This is a genomic window from Cutibacterium sp., from assembly GCF_030525615.1.
In the GTDB taxonomy this organism is placed as follows: Bacteria; Actinomycetota; Actinomycetes; order Propionibacteriales; family Propionibacteriaceae; genus Cutibacterium.
In genome coordinates this window covers 730,876-756,529 of sequence record NZ_JAUNEJ010000001.1, presented here as the reverse complement: position 1 = coordinate 756,529, position 25,654 = coordinate 730,876, and the positions used below count along the sequence as shown (strand labels likewise).

The following is a 25,654-nucleotide window of genomic DNA, read 5'->3' as shown; positions in this document are numbered from 1 at the left end:
CATGGTCCGCAGCATTGGTGGACGTCCAACTGAGCCGGAAGTGACCCGAGACGGCACAGGTCTGGTGCTGCTGGTGCTATCTGCCCTGATCGCTGCCGGATTTTGGTTCGATCTTCCAGGTGGATTCGGCAATGGTCTGCGAATGGGGGTCGCAACGATCTTTGGGTCGTTATCATACGCCTTGCCATTGTTGGGTCTGGCCATGATGTGGCACATCCTGCGTCACCCGGCGACCAACGGCACAGGTGGACGCGAGGTGCTGGGTTGGGTGTGTTTCTTCCTCGGCCTTCTCGGAGTCATCAACATTGCCCACGGACTTCCGCGTCCAGATCATCCTGAGGCGGTCCGCTCTGCCGGAGGTATGCTCGGTTACATTTCTTCGAGCCTGCTGGCGGATCTCCTGACGAAGTGGGTCGCATTGCCTCTGCTCATTCTCGTGACGGCTCTGGGGATTCTGCTCATCGTGGGCCGCCCCCTCGTCGACTGGATAGCGCGAGTCCGCAGTGCCTCCCACCGAGCAGTCGTCAACCCTCGCGAGATCGAGTCTCGACGGGCCTATGACAGCCCGCTGGTGGGAGACACCCTGGTCGATATGAATCCCGACGAGGTTGCCACGCAGCAGATGACCCCTGTCAAGGATCGTCGTTCCAAGAGGTCCAAGAGCAGCGCCGAGCGCACCAATGAGAGTCTCGACGCTATTTTTGACGCTGAGATCGTCGACGAAACGTCCTCGGACTCTCAGAAGGGTTCTGCGGCCCCCGAACGTGGGAGTGACAACGAAGTGGCCCAGGAACCCACAAGTGCCGGGTTGCCGCAGGGATTTACCGTTCACGAGCACGCTGATCTCGAACCGCCGGCGCACCAGCCGATTCCGGCTCGCGTCGAGCAATTGCAGCTGTCCGGTGACATCGCCTACACCTTGCCCGCTTCTGAACTTCTTCGTCCCGGCACGGTGCCACAGGCTCGTACTGAGGCCTCTGACGCCGTCGTGTCCAAGTTGTCGTCGGTCTTTGACGAGTTCGGGATCGACGCGCAGGTCACTGGATACTCGCGTGGCCCGACGGTCACTCGTTATGAGGTGGAGCTCGGGGCTGCTGTCAAGGTCGAGAAGGTCACCGCATTGAGTAAGAATATTGCCTACGCGGTGGCGTCTCCGGATGTGCGTATTCTGTCGCCCATCCCTGGTAAGTCAGCGATCGGTATCGAGATTCCCAACCGGGACAAGGAGATCGTCTCCCTGGGCGACGTCCTACGTTCCTCGAAGGCCCGCAGCGATCACAACCCCTTGGTTGTAGGGCTGGGCAAGGACGTTGAGGGTGGATTCGTCATTGCGAACGTCGCGAAGATGCCCCACCTATTAGTGGCAGGCGCGACGGGTTCTGGTAAGTCGAGCTTCGTCAACTCCCTCATCACCTCCGTGATGATGCGAGCTACCCCTGATGAGGTTCGCATGATGCTTGTTGATCCCAAGCGAGTGGAACTCACTCAGTATGAAGGGATTCCTCACCTGGTGACCCCCATCATCACCAGCGCCAAGAAGGCCGCTGAGGCTTTGCAATGGGTGGTTCGCGAGATGGATCAGCGTTACGACGATCTGGCCGCCTTCGGCTTCCGCCACGTCAAGGATTTCAACAAGGCTGTGATGGCAGGAGAGGTCACTCCTCCGCCTGGTTCCGAGCGGGTGCTGGCCCCGTATCCTTACCTGCTAGTCGTGGTGGACGAATTGGCCGATCTGATGCTGGTGGCCCCGCGCGATGTCGAAGACTCCATCGTTCGTATCACTCAGCTGGCTCGAGCCGCCGGCATCCACCTGGTGTTGGCCACCCAGCGTCCATCAACTGACGTGTGTACCGGCCTCATCAAGGCTAATATCCCGTCGCGATTGGCTTTCGCAACCTCCTCAATGACGGATTCTCGAGTCATCTTGGACCAACCGGGTGCTGAGAAGCTGGTCGGTCAGGGTGACGGACTGTTTCTGCCGATGGGAGCGTCCAAGCCTGTACGTGTGCAGGGTTCCTGGGTGTCGGATTCTGAAATCCACCAGGTTGTCGCTCACGTGAAGTCTCAGATGGAGGCCCACTACCGCGATGACGTCGCTGCCCCGACAGCCGAGAAGAAGGTTGCCGAGGATATTGGCGATGATCTGGAGCTTGTGCTCGAGGCGGCCAAGCTCGTCGTGGAGCTGCAGCTCGGATCGACGTCGATGTTGCAGCGCAAATTGCGTGTCGGATTTGCCAAGGCCGGTCGTCTCATGGACATCTTGGAGACCCGCAATGTTGTCGGTCCTTCAGAAGGGTCGAAGCCTCGCGAGGTGCTGGTACGCCCTGACGACCTTGACGATGTGCTGGCACATCTGCAGGCCGAGGCCTGACCAATCAAATATGGGGTCCACACCATGTGGTGTGGACCCCGGTAGTTGTGAGACACCTGATGTATCACTCAGTAGCAGGCAGTGGCTCCTTGTCGTAGGTCTGCCATGCATCCGGGTGAGAATCCAGGAGGAAGTAGATCAGTATCCAAATCTGGCCAACGAGCGGGATGAGGTTGATAAGTACCCACCAACCAGAGCGATTGGTGTCGTGCAGGCGGCGCACTTGGATCGCCAATGAGGGGATGAGCGTGCCCAGACCCCAGATAGCGTACAGGACCAGATACAGTGACGACTCGTGTCCTGGAGATGCCGTGACGGCGTTGATGGCCTCCAAGACGGATGAAACCAGTACCAAAAAGAGGAAGGTCCACCAATACTCGGAGCGCGAGGCCCGGCCACGGAAAACAGCGTAATTCTTGAAGAAGAGCTTGATGGCGCGGCCGAAACTCACGTGCGGTCTGCGGTGGTCTTGGCCGGAGGGATCGTTATATTGAGAGTAAGGGTCCGGGACCTGATAAGGGTTGCCAGTTGAAGGCTGTCCGAACGAGTCGCGTCCGTCATTCGTAGGGGTCTGGCTGGGCCATTGGGGGGGGTTCGACTGTGTCATCTGGGTTCCTTATTCGCTAATGAACATCGGGAATGCTCATACTACCGGAATGGGGGGGTCCGCCACAGAGCGAAATATAGATGAACGAATGTATGTTCCCGGCATTAAAGATAGTATTTTTGGATGAGTTTTGGCGTGCAGGCGACCAAGGGTGGGCGTAGCCGGGTTCGAACCGGCGACCTCCAGCGTGTAAGGCAGGCGCTCTGACCAACTGAGCTATACGCCCCGGGCGCTTCATTCTAACGAGTCACAAGAATGTCGCGAACTCGTGCAAGTGTATCGAGGCCGGAACATGCCTGCATCATCCGGGCCAGTGACGGCGGACTTGTCGTTGTGTCCCTGTAGAGTTGATCGACGTGGCATTGGTAGATCTTCAGCAGACCGTCGAGGAGCTCGACACGTCCCTTTCCTCGATTGAAAACGTCCTCGACCCCGAAGCCAAGAAGGCCGAGATCGCGGATCTCGAAAAGCAGGTGGCCGCTCCCAACCTGTGGGACGACCAGGAAAACGCTCAGCGGGTAACCTCCCGGTTGTCTGCCCTGCAAGCTGAAATTGAGCGTCTGGCTCGGCTTCGTTCTCGGATCGAGGACGTTCAGGTTCTGCTGGAGTTCGCCGCTGAGGACGAGGACTCTGAGTCTCTGGAAGAGGCGACCAGCGAGACAGCTAAACTTCGACAAGAGATTGACGCCCTCGAAGTTCGTACCCTGTTGTCTGGCCAATACGACGAGCGTGAGGCCGTTGTGACGATTCGTTCTGAGGCTGGTGGGGTCGACGCAGCTGATTTCGCCGAAATGCTGCTGCGGATGTACTTACGGTGGGCTGAACGCCACGATTACAAGGTCGAAATCCTCGACACCTCATATGCTGAAGAGGCGGGTATCAAGTCAGCGACTTTCGTCGTCCATGCTCCCTTTGCGTACGGAACCCTGTCGGTGGAGCAGGGGACACACCGTCTGGTACGTATCAGCCCCTTCGACAATCAGGGACGTCGCCAGACCTCTTTCGCTGGTGTCGAGGTACTGCCTGTCGTCGAGGAGACCGACCACGTTGACATTCCCGAGTCGGACCTGCGCGTCGACGTCTTCCATGCCTCCGGCCCGGGTGGGCAGGGTGTTAACACCACTGACTCGGCTGTCCGACTGACCCACCTTCCCACCGGCATCGTGGTGAGCTGTCAGAATGAGCGATCTCAGATCCAGAACAAGGCTGCTGCCCTTCGAGTCCTTCAGGCCAAGCTGCTGGAGAAGGCTCGTGAGGAGCAGGAAGCCGAGATGAACTCGCTGAAGTCCGAGGGCAATTCGTGGGGTGCTCAAATGCGTTCCTACGTGCTGCACCCGTACCAGATGGTCAAGGACCTGCGCACCAACTACGAGGTTGGCAATACCGAGGCAGTCTTTGATGGCGACATCGACGACTTCATTGACGCTGGCATCCGGTGGCGCCGTAAGAACGAGACAGACTGACGGGACACACGTGATTACCTTCGACAACGTCACGAAGACCTACTCCGGACAGAGCCAGGCTGCTTTGTCCGGCGTCAACGTCGATATTGACAAGGGAGAATTCGTCTTCCTCGTTGGCCAGTCCGGATCGGGCAAATCGACTTTTATTCGGCTCATCCTGCGCGAGTACCGGCCGACGAAAGGAACCCTCTACGTCGCTGGCAAAAACCTCAACCAGCTGAGGTCGTGGAAAGTGCCGGCCCTGCGTCGGCAGATCGGCACAGTCTTCCAGGATTTCCGCCTACTCCCGGGCAAGACCGTCTATGAGAACGTCGCCTTCGCGATGCAGGTCATTGGGAGGCCAACCAAAGAGATTCGCAATGTCGTTCCCGAGACGTTGGAACTCGTCGGGCTGGAAAACAAGGAGAAGCGGATGCCCGACGAACTCTCCGGTGGTGAGCAGCAGCGAGTTGCACTGGCGCGCGCCTTCGTGAACCGTCCGAAAATCCTCATTGCCGATGAGCCGACCGGAAACCTTGATCCTGATACAGCTGTGGGCATTATGAAGGTCCTTGATCGTATCAATCGCACGGGTACGACGGTTGTCATGGCCACTCACGATCCGACGATCGTTGACCAAATGAGACGACGAGTCATCGAACTCGACTCCGGACACGTCGTCCGAGACGAGAACGAGGGCGTTTACCGTAACTCCTGACATCCCCGATACCAGACAGAACGAGGACATATATGCGTCACACCTTGCGAGAGACATGGTCTGGACTGCGCCGCAACGCGACGATGACCCTGGCCGTCATCGTCACGATGTGGGTTTCCCTGTCCCTGTTCGGGGCGGCCTTGCTTGCCAACCAGCAGGTCGATCTGCTCAAGGGCAAGTGGTACGACAAAGTCGAGGTTTCGGTCTTTTTGTGTGTCGACGGTGTTTCAGGGGCACAATGCTCGGGAGAGAAGGCTGCCACTCAGGCCCAGAAGGACGCCATTCGTCAGGCATTGGAGAGCAATCCGCAAGTTTCGCACGTCTATTACGAGTCCAAGGGTGAAGCCTTTCAGGAGTACCAGCGGATCTACGCGGACTCTCCGGTGAGGGACGTTCTGACTGAGGACACTATCCAGGACTCCTACCGTGTCAAACTTGTCGATCCGCAGAACTATGAGGCAGTTGTGACGGAGGCGCAAAGTCTGCCTGGTGTGCAGTCAGTCGTCGATCTGCACAACGTGTTGGACCCGATATTCATGTGGATGAATGCCCTGAAATGGGTGACACTCGGGATGTCGGTGCTCTTGCTCGTTGCGGCAGCCTTGCAGATTGGCAATACTATGCGGATGGCCGCTTTTGCCCGGCGTCGCGAACTGGGAATCATGAAATTGGTGGGGGCGTCAAATACATACATCCTCATGCCGTTTCTCCTCGAGTCTCTCATCTCGGGGCTCATTGGAGCGCTGCTGGCTTGTCTGACCCTTGCTGTGGGTGCCGATCTGGTTGTCATGGGCAAGATGGCTCACTCCATCACGACGGTCGCGTGGATTGGCTGGCCTCAGGTGTGGACGTCGATTGCCTGGATGATTGTGGTGGCGATCGTGCTATCTGCGGCACCGGCCTACATCGTGACTAAGAAGTATCTGAGGGTCTGAGTTTCTCCATATAGGATGGAATGTCCTGTGTTGAAGGAGGTCTGCCATGCCCAGGGAACAGGGAGTCAAAGTCGTTGCGCGTAACCGTCGGGCTACCCACGATTACACCATCGGTGACACATGGGAGGCTGGACTCGTTCTGCAGGGCACCGAGGTGAAGTCTTTGCGCGCAGGCAAAGCCACGTTGAGCGACGCTTTTGCGCAGGTTGACGAGCGCGGTGAGGTGTGGATGTACAACCTCCACATTCCCGAATACGCCTTCGGCACGTGGCGCAACCATGACGTCATGCGCAAGCGCAAGTTGCTGCTCAACAAACGTGAGATTGCCAAGCTTTCCAGAGAGGTTGACGGCCCCGGAAAGACCATCGTTCCGCTGCAGTTGTATTTCAAGGACGGGTACGCCAAGGTCGAGATCGCCGTTGGCACCGGTAAAAAAGAGTGGGATAAGAGGCAGGCCATTCGGGAGCGCGACGCCAAGCGTGAGGCACAGCGGGCGTTGGCGAATCGCCTTCGTCATCGCAAGCGCTGAAGTGGTGAAGGCCGCCACCGCACTCTCAGTGTGGTGGCGGTCGTGTTGTAGTCACATCGTGAATGTGAGTTGGCCAAACATACGATCCGGTGTATAAATATGCGCATGAGCGCAAAAGAATTCAACGTCGCCGTAGCCGGGGCGTCCGGATACGCCGGAGCTGAGGTGGTGCGTCTGCTGGCGGGACATCCTGGGCTGAGGATGGGGGACCTTGCCGCGCACAGCCAAGCTGGCCTCTCGGTGGCTCAGGCGATGCCGCACCTGGCGGGGGTAGCGGGGGAGCGAACTCTTTGCGAGATTGACGTCACCCGGTTGGCACGTCATGACGCCGTTGTGTTGGCCCTTCCTCATGGTGCTTCCGGAGAGATCGCCAACGGTCTTAGCACGGTCAACCCGGATATTGTCATTGTTGATGCTGGTGCGGACTTCCGGCTGGCGTCGGCGTCGGACTGGCAGCGCTGGTACGGCGGTCATCATGCCGGTACCTGGACCTACGGTCTCCCAGAACTTCCGTTGGCCAGCGGCGGGTCTCAGCGCAGCAATCTTGTCGGCGCGACGCGGATTGCTGGCCCCGGCTGCAATGCCTCGGCCGTTGCTCTTGGGCTGTCGCCGCTGGTGAACCTCGTGGACACCTCTCAGACGGCAGTGACCCTGGTGGTCGGAACCTCGGGAGCCGGGAAGTCGAGTCGTCCAGATCTCACGTTTTCCCGCATGAGCGGGGGAGCCCACCCCTATTCCGTCGGTAATGCTCATCGTCACATTCCCGAGATCATGCAGTCTTTGCGCACTTCCGGTGCCAAGGACCCGCATCTGAGCGTCAGTGCTGTCCTGGTACCGATGACCCGGGGAATCTTGGCGGTGTGCACCGCACCGTCGCAGTGCTCGACCGAGACCCTTATGGGGCGGCTTCATGAGGTTTATGACAATGAGCCGCTCATTCACGTCACCGACACCCACCCCGATACCCACGATGTCGTTGGGTCAGCGCTGGTACATATCACTGCCGCCGGCGACCTCGACAACGGTCTGGCCACCGTCATCGTCGCCCTCGACAATCTCGTCAAGGGAACTGCGGGCGCCGTCATCCAGAGCCTCAACCTAGCCCTGGGACTCCCTGAAACTCAGGGGCTGCCCATGGTTGGCCTTAACCCCTGACAGGAGTATTCATGTCCGTTACCTTTCCGCTAGGTTTTCGCGCTCGTGGTATTCGTGCCGGGCTGCGGAACGCCCCAGTACCCGATCTTGCCCTCATCATCAACGACGGTCCGCGCGACTGTGTTGCCGGAGTGTTCACCACCAACCGTGTCTGTGCTGCACCCGTGCGGTGGTCACGTGAGGTTGTTGCCGATCACAAGGCACGTGCAGTCATTGTCAACTCGGCTGTTGCCAACGCCTGTACTGGAAATGACGGGCTGGCCGACTCCAAGCGTGAAGCCGAATATGTCGCTGCCCTAGTTGGCTGCGAACCGCATGAGGTAGTTGTGGCCTCAACGGGGGTTATCGGAGTGCGCCTGGATATGCCGTCAATCCTCAAGGGTGCTGCGATTGCGCATAGCTCCCTGGGCAAGGGAGATGTCGTTGACGAGTCGGCGGCACGAGCCATCATGACGACCGATACCGTTCCCAAAACGGCCACCGTGGAGAACAATGGTGCACGATTTGGCGGAATCGCCAAGGGTGCGGGCATGTTGGCTCCCCAGCTCGCAACGATGCTCGTCTTCGTGACCACTGACGCCGTCGTGGATGCTGAAGAGTTTCAGGATGCCTTGGCCCAAGCCTGCGAGGTCACGTTTAGCCGAGTCGACTCCGACGCTTGTATGTCGACCAATGACACTGTGGTCGCGATGGCGTCCGGGGCCTCTGGGGTTACGATGTCCAAGGAGGACTTGGTCTGTGCTCTGACGCAGCTGTGTGCGAACTTGGCCCGGCAGCTGGTTGCCGATGCCGAGGGATCTCACCACGACGTCAAGGTGACGGTCCGCGGTGCGACAACCACGAAGGCGGCCGTGGCAGTGGCTCGTGAAGTCACCCGATCCAACTTGGTGAAGACCGCCATCGCCGGTAACGACCCCAACTGGGGACGAATCCTGGCAGCTGTCGGATGTGTACCAGAGAGTGTCGCCCCCTTCGACCCTGACGCAGTGGATGTCTCGGTCAATGGCATTCAGGTGTGCAGATCGGGGGGTATTGGCGACGACCGAGATCTCGTCGACATGAGTTCGCGCGAGGTACACATCGACATCGAACTACACGCCGGTGAGGCTGAGGCCGCCGTGTGGACTAACGACTTGACCCACGAATACGTCGAAGAGAACAGCGCATACACATCATGACCCTCGCTCTTGACATTCCTCTCAACGACTCGCAGTTTTCGGCCCAGCGGAAATCTGAGGTGCTGGTGGAAGCACTGCCTTGGATTAGAAGGTTCCAGGGCCGGACCGTGGTCGTGAAATATGGCGGCAATGCCATGGTCGATCCCGGTCTACAGCAGGCCTTCGCCGACGATATCGTCTTCATGGCGTCGGTGGGTATTCGTCCAATCGTCGTCCATGGCGGCGGGCCTCAGATCAACGCCATGCTGGCCGAATCCGCGACACCGGTGGAGTTTCGTAATGGATTGCGCGTGACCTCCCCAGAAGTGATGGATGTCGTCCGGATGGTACTTGTCGGCCAGGTTGGACGTCAGCTGGTCAACCGGATTAACACCTACGCACCTCTGGCAGCCGGGATGTCCGGGGAGGATTCTGGGCTGTTGTCGGCGCGCAAGTCACGAGTCATCGTCGACGGGGAACAGATCGATATGGGTCTGGTTGGAGACATCGTTGACGTCAACACTGAGCTCATCAACTCCATGCTGGATCGGGGGCAGATTCCCGTCATTGCCCCGGTAAGTCCTGAGGTCGACGAGGCTGGCCGCCCGACAGGGCAGGTGCTCAACGTCAACGCCGACACCGCTGCGACGGCTATCGCCCAGGCTCTACGCGCCGAAAAACTCGTCATGTTGACCAATGTGGCCGGCATTTATGGCACCTGGCCAGACCCCCACACCCTCATATCGGAGATTTCGGCTACGGACCTACGCGCCATGATTCCCCGACTAGGGGAAGGCATGAGACCCAAGGGTCAAGCTCTCCTCGACGCGATTGACGGGGGAGTCTCGAGTGCAGCAATCGTTGACGGGCGGATTGAACACGCGCTGCTGCTCGAGATCTTCACCACCAAGGGAGTCGGAACCATGGCACGCCGTGATGACTACGCCTGAAAGGAAGCCAATGACTCACGACCAGACGTCTAACACTTGGCAGGGGCGGTACCGTCACAGCCTGCTCGGCGTATTCGGTAGCCCCCAGATGTGTCTGGAACACGGTCACGGCTGCGTCGTTGTCGATAGCGACGGCAAGGAATACCTTGACCTGCTAGGCGGTATCGCCGTCAATGCCTTGGGTTATGCCCACCCGGCATGGGTCGAGGCAGTCAGCCGCCAAGCCGCCACACTCGCTCATGTGTCGAACTTCTTCACTACCGGGCCACAGCTCGACCTGGCCGAGAAACTCTTGTCGCTGGCCAATGCACCGCAGGGATCGGCGGTTTTTCTGTCGAACTCAGGGACTGAAGCCAATGAGGCCGCCGTCAAGATCTGTCTCGCTCGCACACCTGGCGGTCGAATCATCGCGCTTGAACATGCCTTCCACGGTCGGACCCTGGGCGCCCTGTCGTTGACGCACAAGATCGCCTACCGTCAGCCTTTTGGGCCCTCAGCGGTCGACGTCACATTCGTTTCTCCAGAGGATTCTGACGCTCTCGCCGTCGAATTGGACAGGGGGAACGTAGCCGGCGTCTTCGTCGAGCCGATACAAGGAGAAGCTGGGGTTGTGCCGCTGTCGGTCGAATACCTGCAGCAGGTTCGCAAGTTGACGGCCTCGCACAATGTCCTGATGGCCGTCGACGAGGTGCAGTGCGGAATGGGACGTACCGGTCAGTGGTTCGCTCACCGTGAGGCTCACATCACTCCCGACATCATGACCCTTGCCAAAGCCCTGGGCGGAGGATTCCCCATCGGGGCGACGATGACCTTCGGACCCGACGTGTCTGGAATCCTTACTGCTGGTCAGCATGGGACCACCTTTGGCGGGAATCCGCTGGCATGTGCTGCCGCGTTGTCGGTTATCAGCACCATCGAGTCCGAGGATCTGCTGTCCCACGTCCGTCAGATCGGGGCCTTCCTGACGACAGCCTTAAGACACTGCCATCCGCGCGTCACCGAGGTCAGGGGGAGAGGTGCCCTCATCGGTGTCCAGCTCGACTCCGCCATCGCTACGGACCTTGTTGTTGCAGCCCGCGAGGCTGGATTCATCGTCAATGCCGCCAATCCATCGACACTAAGACTTGCTCCTCCCTACATTCTCACCAAGGAAGAAGCTCAGACCTTCGTTGCTGCCCTTCCAAGCCTCATCGATTCAGTAACAGCCTGACACCTCCTGTGGAACGCGACAGGTTGACGGGAGTGGGTGCGGAGGTAGGTAAGCTACAACGACGTACCCGAGTGAGGAGTTCTTCGTGACCACTGAACCGCACGACCACACCCAGAACAGCCCTGACCGTCCGATGGCGTTGTGGGGTGGACGCTTCTCTGGTGGGCCGTCAGAGGCATTGGCCGCCCTGTCCGTGTCGACTCAATTTGATTGGCGGCTGGCACGCCACGACATCGCCGGTTCCAAGGCTCACGCCGGTGTTCTCCACACCGCCGGACTGCTCGATGATGACCAGTACCAGGGCATGATCGAGGCCCTCAACACACTCGAAGAAGATGTCGTTTCCGGGCGATTCGTTGCCAGTCCTGATGACGAGGACGTTCACACCGCGCTGGAGCGTGGTCTCATGGAGCGTGCCGGAGATGATCTCGGTGGCCGCTTGCGTGCCGGGCGGTCCCGCAATGACCAGATCATTGCCCTGCTGCGACGATACCTGCGCGAGGAGTCTCGCAGTATCGCTGGCGAGGTGCTGGGACTGGTCAATGTGCTGGCCCGTCGAGCAGAGGAGGCTGGTGACGCTGTTATTGCCGGACGCACTCATATGCAGCACGCCCAGCCGGTGCTGTTGGCCCACCATCTGCTTGCTCACGCCTGGCCTTTGGTGCGCGACGTGCAGCGTTTCCGCGATCTCGACGCCCGAATGGATTGCTCCCCCTATGGCTCGGGGGCCCTCGCCGGGTCGTCACTCGGCCTCGATCCGGAAGCCGTCGCCCGTGACCTCGGTTTCTCCTCATCGGCTCCCAACTCGATCGACGGCACTGCAGCCCGCGACGTCGTTGCCGAATTCGCCTTCGTTGCAGCTCAGGTAGGCGTCGACCTCTCTCGCCTCAGCGAAGAAATCATCATCTGGAACACCCGCGAGTTCAACTACGTCACCCTTGATGACTCATTCTCGACAGGGTCATCCATCATGCCGCAAAAGAAGAACCCCGATATCGCGGAGTTGGCACGCGGCAAGGCCGGACGACTCATCGGCGACCTCGCCGGCCTGATGACCTCCCTCAAAGGAGTGCCGCTAGCCTACGCTCGAGATCTGCAAGAGGACAAGGAGCCGGTCTTCGACCAGATCGATCAGCTCCATCTGCTGCTTCCCGCAGTGACCGGAATGATAGACACTGCGGTCTTTAACACGGAACGCATGGCCGAGATGGCGGGCCAGGGATTCTCCTTGGCTACCGACGTCGCCGAGTGGCTGGTGCGCCAGGGCGTGCCGTTCCGCGTCGCCCATGAGCTGTCCGGGGCATGCGTGCGACAGGCGGAGTCGCAAGGTAAAGAATTGGCTGATCTGACTGACGAGGAGTTGGCAGCGATCGATCCGCGTCTCACCCCGCAGGTACGACAGGTCATGACGGTCGAGGGGTCAGTACGCTCCCGGTGTGGGCGCGGTGGAACTGCCCCAGTGCGTGTCGCCGAGCAGATCACCGAGTTGCGCGACGCTGTTGCTCAGTTGAGTGAGTTTGGACAGGAGGTCTCGTGATGAGTACCCCGTGGCAAAAAGACACGTCTTCTTTGCGGGTGACGAACGAGCAGCGTGACAGGGTTCTGGACCACATCAACGACGCTTACGCCCAAGGGGTAATAGACGACTCAGACCGCGAACGGCGCGTCGAAATGGCCTTATTGGCGCGAACTCGTGCCGAACTTGACCAGAGTTTCCGTAACCTGCCGTCTTTCAAACCATCCGTTCCGGAGGCTTTCAGGGCACCGTTGCCTGACACTCGCGAGAACAGACCGACGAAGGGCGTTGGGCTGTGTAGTCTGTCAAGTTTTGTTGCAGGACCCATCGGTCCGGCCATCGGCGTTGGGGTGACAAGGAAGGGTTCTTGGGCGCGGCGCAGCGTCACACGCCAGCTCGTTACCCAGGTCGGATTCCTCGGCTTGGGGGGTGTTGCCCTTGTGCTGTCGGGTTTGTTCTTTTTTGGCCACAGCGTGCTCGTCGATGTGGTTGGGCTGGTGTGGGTGGCCGTGACTATTGTCCAGGCCGTTCGTGGATTTCAAGGACGGGACTGAGACGCGGTTATGGAGTGAATGCCCGCAGTCTGCCTCGACAGTTCGCTTATCAGTGCATGAACACATGGCAGACGTCGCAAGGCGACGGCTGGCGAGGGGGTGAACGGTGTGAACTTCTGGTGCGGTGCGACGTTGAAGATCGCCGCTGGCGGACAGGTTCCATGACTGGGCAATGTTGAGATAAACTTAGCCGGTACAACACCATAGAGGGGATGACTGGTTTCGACTTGGAATGGTTGTTCCAGGAGAAGCGGGCCGAGGACCCAAGGTCAACTCGTTAACGATCCTTGGAAACCTATAAGTGCCGAGAACACTCGCACTGACTTCGCTCTCGCCGCCTGATCGGCGATCGAAGGGTCAGCCCGGATGTAGCCTTCCGTCCGGAGTCTGGCCTCGTTAAGAAGGCTTGCTGTACAGCTGTGGTCACGGGGGCTGTACGGGGCTTTTCCGTGACTGGGCTTGTCTGCACCATGTCGATGTGAGTGCAGGAGCCGAGTAACAACGACAGCATCGACTGCGCCCGGAGAATGTCTGGACTGTCTTTCAAGGACGCGGGTTCAATTCCCGCCATCTCCACCACTAGGAGGCTCATTTTGATACAAAGTGAGCGTCCTTTTGTATTGCCCGGAAGGGTTGCGTTTTGTCTTGTCAGGGGTGGTTTTGGGGGAGTGGCAACGTGCTCAGAGGACGCACGGTTGCTGTTCAAAAGTCTCTACTGGAGTCAATTTGGCTGCCTGGTGGGTGGCCTCCTGCTTCGAGCGCCTGAGCGCGTCAAATTGTGCGGAGCATCGTCAAAATGTGTAGGGTCTACGTCAATTGGTATGGGTTAGGGCGTCAAAAAGTCCTGCGAGTACTAATCCATGAACGACTAGTGTGCAGCCAGAGCTACTTCATTTCCGGCATAAAGGCAAGGATTGATGCCTGGTTTGTGTATCATAAGGCGAAACAATCTATTGAAAGTTCTTCAGTGAAGACCAAGCAGTATTTGGGTGAGATTGGCTCGGATGGGCGCCGCCAGATGCAAGATTTTGAAGACATCAAGAGAGGAATCGCAATGAAATTAAAAATCATGAGCCTGCTGGCTGTGTGTGCGCTTGCGCTTGCAGGCTGTGCTGGCGGAAAAGAGGAGTCTAAGGTGCCTGAGGGTTGGGTGACGGATACTGTGGCAGATTTGGTAGAGTTTGCATATCCTGAAGATTTTGATAATCCTGATGGCTACTTGCATGGGTGGAGTAACGTTCATGCGTCGGAGAACCTGTTAAATTATGTGGTCGGTAATCACGATCCTGAGCAAAAAACTGTTGATGATATCGAAGGTCAATTTAGGGCTGATACTGGCGGAACCGTTGGCGGTGGTGGTACACGCCATACTGAAATGGAAATTGATGGATATAAAACTGTAGTTATGGATTTTTGGATGAGCAAAAAATATAAGCTTCCTGCTCGTTTGTATATGATTCAGATTGATGATGATACGGCTGTAGTAGTTGGTGGTTTTTTTGAGGAGTCTCGTAAGGCTGATTTGGATAAGGTGGGCGAGTCTATTCGTGTGTTGAAGTAGTTCGTGGGTTGTGGAGCTCTGTGAGGGATGAGTATGTGGAGGGGCTTGGTCGGTTGGCGTTGAAGGATGTGTATCGGCCTCGTGGTGAGCGTGCTGCTTTTAATGATCGGCGGTATGTTTTGTGCCTGATCTAGGAGTGACGCCTGCTGCAGGGATTGCGCAACGGTAAGTTTGTGTAGTTTTTGAGTGCTAATCCAGAGAATTTTTCGCTGTGGCGTATATGCGCAGATGTACGCAACCCAAGCGAAAGGCTACCGCGATTCTGAACAAGACTAAGTATCGCGGCGTGTCACGATGCCGTTGTCGCAGGGGGAGGACAGGCAGACTCGAACACTCCAGATGATAGAAAGTGGTCTGCGTCTAGCATCTAGCCGATAGGTCGTTCTTTTCCTAGCTTTAGGCGAAAACTTCTAACGGATCAGATGTAAATGCGCATTGAGTGCGATGGTCACGACCTGTGGTCATCCGGGAATTGTCTCAAATAGATCTTCGACTTTGCAGTTGAGTGCAGTTGCGATTTTCATGAGTACGTCCATGCGGAGGGGTTCGTTTTTGCCGAGTTTGGCTAGCGAGTTGCTGCTGATGCCTGCGGCTTCTTTGAGCTGGACTTTGTTCATGTTTTTGTCGATCAGGATTTTCCAGAGTTTGTTGTATTGGATTCTCATGGGCGTTCCTTTCGGCTCCATTTCTCGCCGAATAGTGCGTGTTCGTTGTTGTCAAGCTTGAGCACCTTTGTATCCTCCAGTAAATTCGTCGTTGATCGCCTCCATCTGGCTGTTGATGACAATTTCGATTTGAGCTAGCACAGTGTTTAGCTGTTCTTGATAGCGGTGGTTCGCTTCTTGTTTCTCTTTTTGAAGTTTGGCGCGTTTATCGAACGCGTCGTTTTCGTCTTGCAGTTTGTTGATTCTGCGGTCAAGAGACGTATATGCGTCAAGGAACTCTTGTGTGAACGCTTTGGAGGGTGGGATGGCGTCCATCTGAGAAATTAGCCGAGCTTTCTGGCCTTTGTATTCTTCGAGCGCTTGAGTTACTTGCGTGAGTGCTTCTTGGAGTTCTTTGCTGAGGATTGTCTGGATCTTGGTGTGGAACTTTTCAATCTTTACGAGCTTGGTCAGGTTGGCTTCTGGGAAGAATTTTTGAAGGCTCTTGAGGTCTGCTTCGGTTGGATATGCGCAACCACCACACTGCAAGCCTTTCGCGATGGTAAGGATCTTTATTGCGAGACCGCGAGCAGAATGTTCGGTATACCGGTCGACAAACACGGCGTCAACAGCGAGCTGCGCCAGAAAGGTAAAATCGCGGTTCTCGCCTGCGGGTACGGCGGATCGGTAGGTGCGCTGAAAGCCATGGGAGCCTTGCGCATGGGGTTAGCCGGACACGAGCTACGACCCATTGTGGACGCGTGGCGAGCCGCGAACCCCAACATCGTCGACTTGTGGGCGCAGATCAATTCCGCTGCGATTGAAGTCATCTCTACCCGCCAGCCCACACGTGTCGGGCCACTGACATTTACGGTCGAGTCCGGGATCTTCTTCATCGAGCTGCCATCCGGGCGCAGGCTCGCCTACGTGAAGCCCCGGCTTGGTGAGAACCAGTTCGGCGGCACCTCGATCCTCTACGAAGGTACGAGTACCGGACGGAAATGGGGCGCGCTGGAGACCTATGGTGGCAAGGTTACAGAGAACATCGTCCAAGCCATTGCCCGCGACCTGCTCGTCTACGGCATGTACCACGTCGCGAATGGTAAGCATCGGATCGTGATGCACGTCCACGACGAGATTGTCGTCGAAACCACCACCGCCAGCGTGGACGAGATTTGTGCTCTCATGGCTACTGTGCCAGATTGGGCGGAGGGGTTACCGCTCGCGGCTGACGGGTATGAGTGCGACTTTTATCGTAAGGATTAACAGTTAGAAGCTGTGATTCCAGTTTTCTGGTAGGCCCAAACTGGTGGGGTTGACAAGAGGGTTTGCTAAGAACTCGTTGTTAATGAGGCTGCTGATTTTGTTTGGCCAGGTTGTTCCTGGAGATGTGACGCGGATGAGACCCGCCATAACAGTGAGGACACCGAATATTTGTCCGCTTTGCCCGAGGGGCAGCGACGCGAATTGCGGGAGCGTTCGTAATGCTGCCGTCGGTGCCGGGGCGAAGGATTTGTTCCACAGCCTGGCGTGGTGTGCACAGAAGTTACGGACGATAGTCAGTTGTTCCATCCATCGCACGAGCGGTGATTGGAGTTTGGTTTTGCGTTGCTGGTTTTTCGACAGTGCTGTCAAGTCGGTGATGAGTCCCATGTCCTCGGCGATTTTTCGCTGGTCAGATGCCGGTAATCCTTCGTAAAGGCGTGAAATGTCAGCGAAATCGAGCACCTCAGCTAGTACCCAAAACGGGTATTGGCTGTCGTAGGAGTCTCGGTAATGCTTGATTGCTTCATTGTTTCTGCCTGCACGGTTGATGCGTTTGTCGAGTGTCGTCATCCATTTCGTGTGGTTAAACGTCGGGCGAAACCGTTGCGGATCGGTGTAAGCGAGTGGGTCGGTTGCGGTCAGCGCTTCCCCTATGCGGGTGCGCATCGCAATTTCGACGCGTTCCATTCCGTCATGTACAAGTGCACGTAGTTTGCGATCTGCTTCGTAAAGCGCAACAGCATCACTGAAACGAGTGCCCGGTGTGAACGTATCTTGGCGTACGTCGTGTGCCGAGACGTGTCGGGCAGGATACCAATACGCTGATAGCCGGTAATAGCTGACGAAACTAAGCCATTGGGATGCGACGTCGGTATCGACTTGCATACCGCGAGAACGTAGCAGATCGATGTGTTGAGCGATTGTCGCTGCTCGTTTTACCGGCTTGCTCAATATGTTGGCTCCGACCCTGAATAGAGATCCAGCCCACTCCCGACCGAAGTCGAGGCGGGCTGAACGATTGAGTCAAGTATAGCTCGATCGATGCTCCGGGAGTCAACTGGAAGGTGATTCCGCAGGCGCAGGTTGCGGTTGCGGCTCCAACACCCCGGTGACCTTGGTTGAGAACAACGAAGACCGGCCCTGGACTCCCACCTGGGCGGGTAGCGGAACCGGTCATGTTGCCATTCAGGTTATGTCACAGCTCAGAGCCGTGCCAATCCAGTTTTCGGTGTGTGGTTGAGCTACTAACTGTGCCAGCAGATTTAGCTGACTATCGAGAGGCTATCGCTCAGGCACTCCAACGCGGCACCCGGCGAGCAATCATGACCGAGACCCCAGACCCAAAAGGGCAAACCAAGGAAAAGGACACCTAATAGATAGTGACGATGCAATCTTTACCCGTGTGACCTATATCGGGTTCGCCCACCTGGGACTGACCCGCAGGCAAATCGACCTGACTATATTCGGTGAACTATCAGATCTGGTGAACTGCTGGGGCATCGTAACCGGCAGAGCCGTACCGAAACGCATCTGGTTTATTGATGATGTGCTACCTGATGGGGTCTAGGCGTCGTCTGGGGTGAAGATGTCTTCTATCTTGCAGTTGAAGGTTTTCGCGATAGTAAAGGCTAAGGGCAGGGAGGGGTCGAAGCGGCCTTTTTCGATGGAGATCACGGTTTGGCGGCTGACTCCGAGTAGTTCGGCTAGTTTTTCTTGTGACCAGCCGGCCTGTTTGCGGAGCGTGACGAGATTGTTTTTCATGACTTACCTGTGTTTCGCCCACAAATAGGAAACCCCATAGACAAGGAATTCGAACACGACGATTCCTGCCAACACGAATGAGACGTTACCTGATGTTACTGCTGCGCCGATTCCTGCTGCTGCGATGGTGATTAGGAAAGTGTTCGTGGCTGCGAGCGAGTGCCAGTGGTGCTCCACGGCTTGTTCTGGATGGGCGGTCGCCCCCGGCAGACTTGAGCGGTCAACGATTAGTATCCACACCAAGGCGATGAGAGGACCGGCCAAACAGGCTGCGAGTATCGCCACCGCCGCCCATCGGTACGGGCCAGTCGGGTTGACTGCCACCCGGAACACGGCGGCACCAATCGCCAGTAACGCCCCTACGGGCACCGCCGGGAAGATCGCTGGAATCTTCGTTTTGCGCACATACCCCCACGTTGGTTGTTTGGTAGTTACCTCTTCCATGATGGGCTCCATTCTCCTGATCTGCTCTAACACCCACCACCCTAATGTCAAAGACGCTTTACGTCAAGTGTGTTTGACAGGTTTTATGAAGGGATCCCTCTCCTGGCTGATTCGTCTTTTGGTTGACTTCACGGCCGATCAGAGTGATGTATAGACGTGCAAACGATACAAAACCCCTAGTCATACAAGGAAAATCTATGGCAAGGATGGAACGGGTCACCGCGCCACCCCAGAGTGCACGGGCCAGGAAGGTCGCGGCGTATGCCCGCATCTCGATGGAAAACGACCGCACCCCAAAGTCGCTGTCGGCACAGATTTCCCGCTACTCTGAGCTGATCCAATCCACCCCCGGCTGGGAGTATGCGGGCGTCTACGCCGACTCAGGTATCTCAGGCACCACCACCAACCGGCCCCAATTCCAAGCCATGCTCGCCGCTGCCCGCTCCGGTCAGATTGACCTGATCTTGACCAAGTCGATCTCCCGGTTCGCCCGCAACACCCGTCGACCTGCTGGAAACAATCCGGGCACTGAAAAACCCTCGGCGTCGAGGTTCGCTTCGAAAAAGAGAACATCTCCACGTTCTCCGCTGATGGGGAGCTGGTGCTCACCCTGCTCGCCTCCTTCGCCCAGGCCGAGTCCGAGCAGATTAGCCAGAACGTGAAATGGCGGGTGAGGAAAGGCTTCGAGCAAGGCAAAGCCAACGGCTTCCACCTCTACGGCTACACAGACTCCCCGGATGCGACCGACGTCGAGATCGTTGAAGACGAAGCGAAGGTGGTGCGGTGGATTTTCGCCCACTACATGCTGCCGACCTCGTGTGAGGCGATGGCCGCACAGCTCATCACCGATGGCCGTGTTCCGCACTTAGCCAGCAACAAGATGCCCGGCGAGTGGGTGCGTCACATCCTGAAAAATCCCTCCTACACCGGCGACCTGTTGCTTGGCCAATGGGCGACCCCGGACGGCAAACCCGGCAGGGCGGTGCGCAACACCGGCGAGCATCCCATGTACCTGGTCGAAGGGGCGATCCCCGCGATCATCGACCACGGCACGTTCACCACAGTGCAGGCCGAGATCGCTCGCCGCCGTGACTTGGGGGCACGCGCCAACTGGTCGATCGACACGGTGGCGATGACCTCGAAAATCAAGTGCGCCGCCTGCGGCTGCTCCTTCGTGCGCACCGCCCGCAAGCCCCGCACCCAGAACTCAATCACCACCGAACACTGGATCTGCACCGAACGCAAGAAAGGACGTGCCACCAGTTGCAGCACCAGCGAAATCTCCGACACCGCCCTCAAGACCTTCATCGCCACCATCCTCGGTATCGACGAGTTCGACGACGACGTGTTCACCGCCCATCGACCACATCGACGTGGCCGGGAAAGACCACTACACGTTCCACTACACCGATGGCACCACCAGTAGTCATACGTGGCGGCCAAACCTGAAGAAGTCCTCCTGGACCCCGGCGAAGAAAGCCGCCTGGGCCGAACTCGCCAAAGTCCGCTGGGACAATGCCCGCAAACTCGGCATCGACGGTCGCAGCGCATCCACCCCTCCGGAAGCTCTCGCGAAGTACCGGGCCGTCGCCAAAGCCGAAGCCGAAAGGCTCCGCGCCGAGCGGAGTGAACGCTAAATGGCGCGCACCATCACCGCGATCCTGGCCACCCGCCGCCTACACACCGGCACACCCTTGGGACAGACCACGATCCGTAAAGTCGCAGGCTACGCCCGCGTCGCCACCGATCACGAGGACCAAGTGACCTCCTATCAGGCGCAGGTCGACTACTTACACCCGCTACATCACCGACCACGCCGGATGGCAGCTCGCCGGAATCTACACCGACGAAGGCATCACCGGCACCACCACCAAACACCGCGCCGGATTCCAATCCATGGTCACCGACGCGCTAGCCGGGAAGATCGACCTGATCGTCACCAAGAGTGTCTCCCGATTCGCCCGCAACACCGTCGATTCTCTGACCACCATGCGCCAGTTGAAGGACGCCGGAATAGAGGTGTTCTTCGAAAAGGAGAATACCTGGACGTTCGACGCCAAAGGCGAACTCCTCATCACCATCATGAGTTCGCTCACGCAGGAGGAAGCACGCTCCATCAGTGAGAACGTCACCTGGGGGCACCGGAAACGCTTCGCCGACGGGAAAGTCACCGTCCCGTTCAGCCGGTTCCTCGGCTACGAGCGAGGCGAGGACGGCAACCTCGTTATCAACCAGGAACAAGCCAAACTCGTCCGCCACATCTGCACCCTCTACCTCGACGGCGGCTCCCTGACCGGCATCGCAAAACAACTCCAAGCCGAAGGCCATCTCACCGCATCCGGGAACCCGAACTGGTCGGCCCACCACGTGCGCAGCATCCTCACCAACGAGAAATACAAAGGCGACGCGCTACTTCAGAAGTCCTACATCACCGACTTCCTCACCAAGAAGCAAGTCAAGAACCAAGGTGAAGTACCCCAGTACTACGTCAACAGAAACCACGAGCCGATCATCACCCCAGCCGTGTGGGACTTCGTCCAAGCAGAACTCGCCGCCCCCGCCACCGGGCGACGCTCCTCCTCCCGGCAACGGAGCTTCTCCGGCAAAATCAGATGCGCCCAGTGCGGGGCCTGGTACGGCTCGAAAACCTGGCATTCAGGCACCAAATACGAAAAAACGCATCTGGCGGTGCAACCACAAATACGCAGGCACCACCCCGTGCAGCACTCCGCACGTCAGCGACGAACACATCACTACCGCCTTCCTCGACGCCGTCCACCACCTCCTCGCCAACCGGGACCAGGTCGACGAGCTGGTCGACCAGGCGGTGCGTGCCGAACTCGACACCACCGACCTACAGATCAGCGACCTCGACAACCGGCAAGCCGCCTACCGCTACTACAAGGAACAGCTCGCCACCCTCGACCCAACCAGCATCGAGTTCACCCCATACCTATGGCACACCCTCGTCGACCACGCCACCGTCATCGCTGACGGCGCTATCGAGATTCACTTCAAAGCCTGACACCCAGCGATCTATGCCGTGGATCCACGTCACTTAGTCTCGGTGGAGCCATAGTCGCTTCCGTCTGAGCAAGAGGCAAGCGCACCTAGGCATCAGGGAAAACCAGCGCACATAAGCGAAGTGTCCCCATGCACCGACCCTCGCGGGTTCTGCACCCACCCTCACGACTTTTGCACCCACCTAGAGCCATGTATCAAAATGAACGTCTAAGTAACCAGAAAAGGAAGCGTTGAAGTCTATTTCGGTGAGGACTGAGTTCGCGTTTAGTTATGTTTCCTGACAAGCAACGCAGATGAGGCTCTCATAGCTGTGCTTCATGAGGTTGTTGACTGTTGATTCAACGAACGGCCTGCCTCTACGTGGTCCCGTCATCATCAACAACCCCACGAGCGTGAACGCTTAGTGCGTCTTGGCGTATGCGGCAGCGGCATCTTGTACCCAACTAAGACGTGCGTCATCAATGTTGGTAGGAACGGTGCAGTCCGCGCCGAGCATGGTGCCGACCTGACCCGCTTCATCAAGAATCCTGAACACTTCGGCTTCAACTTCTTCTCGAGTCCCCTTGGCAATGACGCCATTTTGCTCGAATCCACCGAATACGGGCTTTCCGTTGAAGATTTTCTTGCCTTCGGTGAGGGAAACACCTTCTGCGTGGACAGCCCAGTTGTATGCAGCGGCTTCATAGTCTGAAAAGGTGTCTAGGTGATTTGGCTTCCCCATGTATCCGCAGATGTGGAGAACGTTCATCGAAGAGTTTTTATTGGCTCTTTCTAAGATGTATTTATCAGCGGGGGATATTATTCGTTGATATTGTGCTGGCGGGAAGAAGTCGTTTTGATTGTTGACGGAAAAGTAAATACCGTCGATACCGACCTCTTTAAACAGTCGATCGTTAAAGTTCGCTACTTCCTCAGAAATCCTGTCGACGCAGGCCTTAAACTCAGCTTCGTCTTCAGCTATGAGCCGCTTGATCTTGCTTTCCATGAAGGAGTTACCCATCATAAGGTTGCCGATACGGGCAAAATTGGACCGGAGGATGTAGGCTGGTCCGAAGCTTGTAAAGAGTATAGGTGCTTCGCTATTGGCATATATCTCTTTTACTCGCATGGCTAGCTCTATTGACTTCTTTTGCCAGCGGGAGTTGATTCCTTGAGGGAGGACAGTCTTTAAGTCAGAGGCATGCTTGACCTTAGCCATTTTCAGTGGCATAATCATGAGAGAGTCGTTCATGATTTTTAAGAGATCAGGGTGAAAATTTGCCAAAGCTTTGCGGTGGCTCTCGATATTTCTTTCGAAAAGTTTGGACTTAGTTAGACCCAGATTCATATTGAAAAGCATACGGCTATCTAAAAAGTGATGATAGAAAGCAACAGGAACTCTATCAACCTCTTTACTGGCCAGAAAGTTTTCAATCCTTTCTCTTTTGTTCATTGTGTCCTCCTTTTCTCATGCGTCGTGTAAGTCGTGTTCTTGTGTATCGTGAAAGTCGTGTGGCGGATAGGATTCTTGCCGTGCAGCTCAGGGGTTACGAATTGTCAGTGTATGGGTTGACGTACATGTTGTGATTTCATAGGAACTCACAAAATGGAATATTAAATCGTGGGGACGTCGTGCTCGACCGACAGGTAAGCGCCGCTTGTGTGGCTGGCTGGAAGACGTATCTGACGCTGCCGGTGGAACCTTGCAACTTAGATACGTGACCACAGGTGATCGACGGCGACATGGGAATGCAGTCGCACGCCAGTAACGAGCGTCTCGTCATCAGCGTAAAAGGCGGGGTGGTGATTAGGCACTCCGCCTCGTCCGCCATCGACCGGTTGGAGCTGCCCGTCGACGAAGTGGGTGTCTTGCACGCCGAGACCCACGTAGACGCCGCCGAACGCATTGATGAATTCAGACACGTCGTCATAGCCGAGGGTGGGATGTGGCTCAAAAACATTGTCTGCACCGACGACATCGGTTAAAGACCCTGTGACTGCCTCTACCCATTCTGGGGTATTTGTTACAGCAGGCACAGGCTGCAGGAAGTCCACTTCGGCGCGGCACCCCATCGCGGCGGCACTGCCCTCAGCTAGATCACGAACCTGCTGCTGGGCTCGGGCCATGACGGTATCGCTGAGGGAACGAATGGTGCCCCACAAGGTTACCTTGCCACCGACGACGTTGAACCGGCCGACGTCCTCCACGTGGCCGACACTGATAGTCATGGGATCAGTGGCGTCGTTGCGACGGTAGATCTGACCAATCCCGGTGAGAATCGCGCCAACGGCTGGCATCGGGTCGTGCCCCGCCCACGGCGTTGAGGCGTGTACCTGCTCACCGGTAACCGTGATGCGCATCATGCACGACGCTGCGAATTGGTTTCCCGAACGGATCGAGACCGTACCCTTCGGCTGAGGCTGCACGTGCATACCGAAAGCCATCGTCGGGTTCAGTCCGTCCAAAGCTCCAGCCTCAAGCATGGCCTTTGCGCCGCCAATCTCATTGACTGGGGCGCCTTCCTCGGCCGGTTGGAACACTGATACGACAGTGCCGGGTAGCCGGTCAGTCTGTTCACTCAGCACCCGCATGGCCCCCAGCAACATGGCCGTGTGACAGTCGTGTCCACAAGCATGTGAGACTGGAAACGGTCCGCCAGGATAGTCATGGTCAACCTCCCGCGAGGCGAAGTCGACGCCTGACTCGTCGGGCACCGGAAGAGCGTCGATGTCAGCGCGCAACACTATGACACCGTCGCCGCTTTGGCCACCCCGTAAAATGCCTACCACGCCATGCCCGGCGATCCCGGTGCGGATGTCGTCTATCCCCATTTGTTGCAGAGTTTTGGCAATAAACGAAGCGGTGTTCTCTTCACGATTGGAGAGTTCTGGATGGGCGTGTAAGTGGTGCCGCCACGAGATCATATCGGGTCCGGTCTCACTGGCACGACGGTCAAGATCTGCCAGGAGTTGTGCGCGTGAATCAGCAGTCATGGAAATCCTCACAGTTGACATGTCAACGGGTGTCTTTAATATAACTCATATCAAACTTGAGGCAAAGGACGAAGCGGGTTGCTAAGGCATAAATGGAACACTTGGTGAACGCGCAACACGTGGTGACCGCAATGTCAGCGCTTTTCGCGACGATGTGACGATTCGTTGTCGACCACGCCGCGAAACCGCCATCGCGGGTGACACAATGGGTGTCGTGAGACTCGCGAATCCTCTCAAGGCAGGCGACCTGCTGGTGGCAAGTCGCCAGATCGACGAGGGCATTTTCCACGAGTCTGTTGTCTACCTCATTGACGTAGCCTTTGATGGAGTACTGGGCGTCATCGTCAATGAGCCGTGCACCCCGGGAACGCTCCGTCGTCAACTACCGGGCTGGGTTCATCTGACGACTCCACCGCAGGACCTTTTCCTTGGAGGCCCGATGTCTCCCAGTGGAGCCATCTGTCTTGCCCGTGTGCAGCGGTCTAGCGAGGAGCCGCCGGGATGGCGACGGGTCCAAGGCATGACTGGCCTGCTCCACCTGGACACCCCGACCGAATTGGTGGAGGGAGCGTTCACCGATATCCGGATTTTTGCTGGATACGCGGAATGGGGTCCGGGCCAGCTTGAGGCTGAACTCATTCGCGGTGACTGGATTCGAGCTATCGCGCACCCGGAAGATGTCTTTTCCTCAAAGCCACGAGGTCTGTGGCGAGCCGTCCTGCACCGCCAAAACGGCGCAGCAGCTATGCTCGCTACTGCTACAGATACCCCTGCCCTGAACTGATCGATGGGCACAAGTCACTGAGGGCTACGATATCGATCATCCGGGAATGAGTG

The 25,654-nt window shown here is 57.3% G+C and carries 26 protein-coding genes, 1 tRNA gene, 1 other RNA gene and 1 pseudogene; 20 read left to right on the top strand and 9 right to left on the bottom strand.

What is annotated here, in order from left to right; translation table 11 throughout:
• Position 1: 1 nt before the first annotated feature.
• Complete coding sequence (locus tag Q4B98_RS03465; protein ID WP_303195449.1) at positions 2-2,371, top strand: DNA translocase FtsK; 2,370 nt, start codon at positions 2-4, stop codon at positions 2,369-2,371.
• 64 nt (positions 2,372-2,435) lie between these two features.
• Here the strand turns inward: Q4B98_RS03465 and Q4B98_RS03460 are convergent, their stop codons facing one another.
• Positions 2,436-2,822 (bottom strand): DUF805 domain-containing protein, encoded by a 387-nt coding sequence (locus Q4B98_RS03460; RefSeq protein WP_303195448.1) that lies wholly within the window; start codon positions 2,820-2,822, stop codon positions 2,436-2,438.
• Between the two features lie 308 nt (positions 2,823-3,130).
• Positions 3,131-3,204 (bottom strand) — tRNA-Val (locus Q4B98_RS03455).
• A gap of 130 nt (positions 3,205-3,334) precedes the next feature.
• Between Q4B98_RS03455 and prfB the strand changes: the two genes are divergently transcribed.
• From prfB to Q4B98_RS03395, 12 genes are all read left to right on the top strand, one after another.
• Complete coding sequence (gene prfB, locus Q4B98_RS03450; RefSeq protein WP_303195446.1) at positions 3,335-4,441, top strand: peptide chain release factor 2; 1,107 nt, start codon at positions 3,335-3,337, stop codon at positions 4,439-4,441.
• Positions 4,442-4,451: 10 nt separating this feature from the next.
• Positions 4,452-5,138, top strand: coding sequence for a cell division ATP-binding protein FtsE (ftsE, locus tag Q4B98_RS03445; RefSeq protein WP_303195444.1), 687 nt, complete (start codon positions 4,452-4,454; stop codon positions 5,136-5,138).
• Between the two features lie 32 nt (positions 5,139-5,170).
• Positions 5,171-6,073, top strand: a complete 903-nt coding sequence (gene ftsX, locus Q4B98_RS03440) for a permease-like cell division protein FtsX (RefSeq protein ID WP_303195433.1) — start codon at positions 5,171-5,173, stop codon at positions 6,071-6,073.
• Between the two features lie 46 nt (positions 6,074-6,119).
• On the top strand, positions 6,120-6,602 hold the full coding sequence (gene smpB, locus Q4B98_RS03435; protein WP_303195432.1) for an SsrA-binding protein SmpB: 483 nt from the start codon (positions 6,120-6,122) through the stop codon (positions 6,600-6,602).
• 99 nt (positions 6,603-6,701) lie between these two features.
• A complete protein-coding gene (argC, locus tag Q4B98_RS03430) occupies positions 6,702-7,757 on the top strand; it encodes an N-acetyl-gamma-glutamyl-phosphate reductase (protein ID WP_303195430.1) in 1,056 nt (351 codons plus the stop codon).
• Between the two features lie 11 nt (positions 7,758-7,768).
• Positions 7,769-8,935, top strand: a complete 1,167-nt coding sequence (gene argJ / locus Q4B98_RS03425) for a bifunctional glutamate N-acetyltransferase/amino-acid acetyltransferase ArgJ (protein WP_303195429.1) — start codon at positions 7,769-7,771, stop codon at positions 8,933-8,935.
• Positions 8,932-9,864 (top strand): acetylglutamate kinase, encoded by a 933-nt coding sequence (gene argB, locus Q4B98_RS03420; RefSeq protein WP_303195427.1) that lies wholly within the window; start codon positions 8,932-8,934, stop codon positions 9,862-9,864. The genes argJ and argB overlap by 4 nt, the downstream gene beginning before the upstream one ends.
• Positions 9,865-9,874: 10 nt before the next feature.
• Entirely contained in the window at positions 9,875-11,074 is a 1,200-nt protein-coding gene (locus Q4B98_RS03415; RefSeq protein WP_303195425.1) for an acetylornithine transaminase, read from the top strand.
• An 85-nt stretch (positions 11,075-11,159) separates the two neighbouring features.
• Positions 11,160-12,611: an argininosuccinate lyase gene (gene argH, locus Q4B98_RS03410; protein ID WP_303195423.1), complete on the top strand. Its 1,452-nt coding sequence runs from the start codon at positions 11,160-11,162 to the stop codon at positions 12,609-12,611.
• Complete coding sequence (locus Q4B98_RS03405) at positions 12,611-13,144, top strand: DUF1707 domain-containing protein (protein ID WP_303195421.1); 534 nt, start codon at positions 12,611-12,613, stop codon at positions 13,142-13,144. Before argH ends, Q4B98_RS03405 begins: the two co-directional genes overlap by 1 nt.
• Positions 13,145-13,352: 208 nt before the next feature.
• Positions 13,353-13,723, top strand: a transfer-messenger RNA (tmRNA) gene (gene ssrA, locus Q4B98_RS03400).
• 388 nt (positions 13,724-14,111) lie between these two features.
• The gene (locus Q4B98_RS03395) at positions 14,112-14,705 is read left to right on the top strand and encodes a hypothetical protein (protein WP_303195419.1); all 594 of its coding nucleotides are present in this window, start codon (positions 14,112-14,114) and stop codon (positions 14,703-14,705) included.
• Positions 14,706-15,166: 461 nt separating this feature from the next.
• On the opposite strand, the gene Q4B98_RS03390 is transcribed toward Q4B98_RS03395, so the two are convergent.
• Entirely contained in the window at positions 15,167-15,370 is a 204-nt protein-coding gene (locus tag Q4B98_RS03390) for a helix-turn-helix transcriptional regulator (RefSeq protein ID WP_303195417.1), read from the bottom strand.
• 51 nt (positions 15,371-15,421) lie between these two features.
• Positions 15,422-15,970: a hypothetical protein gene (locus Q4B98_RS03385; protein WP_303195415.1), complete on the bottom strand. Its 549-nt coding sequence runs from the start codon at positions 15,968-15,970 to the stop codon at positions 15,422-15,424.
• Here Q4B98_RS03385 and Q4B98_RS03380 point away from each other — a divergent pair.
• A complete protein-coding gene (locus Q4B98_RS03380; RefSeq protein WP_303195414.1) occupies positions 15,944-16,615 on the top strand; it encodes a hypothetical protein in 672 nt (223 codons plus the stop codon). The genes Q4B98_RS03385 and Q4B98_RS03380 overlap by 27 nt on opposite strands.
• 3 nt (positions 16,616-16,618) lie before the next feature.
• Here Q4B98_RS03380 and Q4B98_RS03375 read toward each other — a convergent pair whose 3' ends face one another.
• From Q4B98_RS03375 to Q4B98_RS03365, 3 genes are all read right to left on the bottom strand, one after another.
• Complete coding sequence (locus tag Q4B98_RS03375; protein ID WP_303195412.1) at positions 16,619-17,566, bottom strand: Abi family protein; 948 nt, start codon at positions 17,564-17,566, stop codon at positions 16,619-16,621.
• Between the two features lie 612 nt (positions 17,567-18,178).
• Positions 18,179-18,376: a helix-turn-helix transcriptional regulator gene (locus Q4B98_RS03370; RefSeq protein ID WP_004014542.1), complete on the bottom strand. Its 198-nt coding sequence runs from the start codon at positions 18,374-18,376 to the stop codon at positions 18,179-18,181.
• A 3-nt stretch (positions 18,377-18,379) separates the two neighbouring features.
• Positions 18,380-18,820, bottom strand: coding sequence for a hypothetical protein (locus Q4B98_RS03365; protein ID WP_303195406.1), 441 nt, complete (start codon positions 18,818-18,820; stop codon positions 18,380-18,382).
• Positions 18,821-18,966: 146 nt separating this feature from the next.
• Here Q4B98_RS03365 and Q4B98_RS10520 point away from each other — a divergent pair, with 146 nt between their 5' ends.
• From Q4B98_RS10520 to Q4B98_RS03350, 5 genes and pseudogenes are all read left to right on the top strand, one after another.
• Positions 18,967-19,482, top strand: coding sequence for a recombinase family protein (locus Q4B98_RS10520; protein ID WP_368492284.1), 516 nt, complete (start codon positions 18,967-18,969; stop codon positions 19,480-19,482).
• A pseudogene (locus Q4B98_RS10515) lies at positions 19,371-19,895 on the top strand (recombinase family protein); the annotation flags it as partial. The gene Q4B98_RS10520 and the pseudogene Q4B98_RS10515, both read left to right, overlap by 112 nt.
• 57 nt (positions 19,896-19,952) lie before the next feature.
• Positions 19,953-20,246 carry a recombinase zinc beta ribbon domain-containing protein gene (locus tag Q4B98_RS10510; RefSeq protein WP_368492299.1) on the top strand — a complete coding sequence of 98 codons (294 nt, stop codon included), beginning with the start codon at positions 19,953-19,955 and terminating at the stop codon, positions 20,244-20,246.
• The gene (locus tag Q4B98_RS03355; protein ID WP_303195681.1) at positions 20,194-20,457 is read left to right on the top strand and encodes a hypothetical protein; all 264 of its coding nucleotides are present in this window, start codon (positions 20,194-20,196) and stop codon (positions 20,455-20,457) included. The genes Q4B98_RS10510 and Q4B98_RS03355 overlap by 53 nt, the downstream gene beginning before the upstream one ends.
• 133 nt (positions 20,458-20,590) lie before the next feature.
• Positions 20,591-21,814 (top strand): recombinase family protein, encoded by a 1,224-nt coding sequence (locus Q4B98_RS03350; RefSeq protein ID WP_368492298.1) that lies wholly within the window; start codon positions 20,591-20,593, stop codon positions 21,812-21,814.
• 430 nt (positions 21,815-22,244) lie between these two features.
• Here Q4B98_RS03350 and Q4B98_RS03345 read toward each other — a convergent pair whose 3' ends face one another.
• Both Q4B98_RS03345 and Q4B98_RS03340 read right to left on the bottom strand, forming a co-directional pair.
• Positions 22,245-23,276: a uroporphyrinogen decarboxylase family protein gene (locus tag Q4B98_RS03345; RefSeq protein ID WP_303195403.1), complete on the bottom strand. Its 1,032-nt coding sequence runs from the start codon at positions 23,274-23,276 to the stop codon at positions 22,245-22,247.
• A gap of 257 nt (positions 23,277-23,533) precedes the next feature.
• Positions 23,534-24,817 (bottom strand): M20 family metallopeptidase, encoded by a 1,284-nt coding sequence (locus tag Q4B98_RS03340; RefSeq protein WP_303195402.1) that lies wholly within the window; start codon positions 24,815-24,817, stop codon positions 23,534-23,536.
• Between the two features lie 205 nt (positions 24,818-25,022).
• Here Q4B98_RS03340 and Q4B98_RS03335 point away from each other — a divergent pair, with 205 nt between their 5' ends.
• Positions 25,023-25,601 carry a YqgE/AlgH family protein gene (locus Q4B98_RS03335; RefSeq protein ID WP_303195401.1) on the top strand — a complete coding sequence of 193 codons (579 nt, stop codon included), beginning with the start codon at positions 25,023-25,025 and terminating at the stop codon, positions 25,599-25,601.
• The last annotated feature ends 53 nt before the right edge of the window (positions 25,602-25,654 follow it).

Excerpts from the sequence above, each read along its gene's own strand:
- Q4B98_RS03370 (WP_004014542.1), bottom strand. The coding sequence starts at position 18,376 with ATGAAAAACAATCTCGTCACGCTCCGCAAACAGGCCGGCTGGTCACAA.
- Q4B98_RS03465 (WP_303195449.1), top strand. The coding sequence starts at position 2 with ATGGTCCGCAGCATTGGTGGACGTCCAACTGAGCCGGAAGTGACCCGA.
- Q4B98_RS03405 (WP_303195421.1), top strand. The coding sequence starts at position 12,611 with ATGAGTACCCCGTGGCAAAAAGACACGTCTTCTTTGCGGGTGACGAAC.
- Q4B98_RS03340 (WP_303195402.1), bottom strand. The coding sequence starts at position 24,817 with ATGACTGCTGATTCACGCGCACAACTCCTGGCAGATCTTGACCGTCGT.
- Q4B98_RS03415 (WP_303195425.1), top strand. The coding sequence starts at position 9,875 with ATGACTCACGACCAGACGTCTAACACTTGGCAGGGGCGGTACCGTCAC.
- Q4B98_RS03335 (WP_303195401.1), top strand. The coding sequence starts at position 25,023 with ATGGGTGTCGTGAGACTCGCGAATCCTCTCAAGGCAGGCGACCTGCTG.
- argB (WP_303195427.1), top strand. The coding sequence starts at position 8,932 with ATGACCCTCGCTCTTGACATTCCTCTCAACGACTCGCAGTTTTCGGCC.
- ftsX (WP_303195433.1), top strand. The coding sequence starts at position 5,171 with ATGCGTCACACCTTGCGAGAGACATGGTCTGGACTGCGCCGCAACGCG.
- Q4B98_RS03365 (WP_303195406.1), bottom strand. The coding sequence starts at position 18,820 with ATGGAAGAGGTAACTACCAAACAACCAACGTGGGGGTATGTGCGCAAA.
- Q4B98_RS03345 (WP_303195403.1), bottom strand. The coding sequence starts at position 23,276 with ATGAACAAAAGAGAAAGGATTGAAAACTTTCTGGCCAGTAAAGAGGTT.
- Q4B98_RS03390 (WP_303195417.1), bottom strand. The coding sequence starts at position 15,370 with ATGAGAATCCAATACAACAAACTCTGGAAAATCCTGATCGACAAAAAC.
- Q4B98_RS10510 (WP_368492299.1), top strand. The coding sequence starts at position 19,953 with ATGACCTCGAAAATCAAGTGCGCCGCCTGCGGCTGCTCCTTCGTGCGC.
- argC (WP_303195430.1), top strand. The coding sequence starts at position 6,702 with ATGCGCATGAGCGCAAAAGAATTCAACGTCGCCGTAGCCGGGGCGTCC.
- Q4B98_RS10520 (WP_368492284.1), top strand. The coding sequence starts at position 18,967 with ATGTATAGACGTGCAAACGATACAAAACCCCTAGTCATACAAGGAAAA.
- argJ (WP_303195429.1), top strand. The coding sequence starts at position 7,769 with ATGTCCGTTACCTTTCCGCTAGGTTTTCGCGCTCGTGGTATTCGTGCC.
- Q4B98_RS03380 (WP_303195414.1), top strand. The coding sequence starts at position 15,944 with ATGTTCGGTATACCGGTCGACAAACACGGCGTCAACAGCGAGCTGCGC.
- smpB (WP_303195432.1), top strand. The coding sequence starts at position 6,120 with ATGCCCAGGGAACAGGGAGTCAAAGTCGTTGCGCGTAACCGTCGGGCT.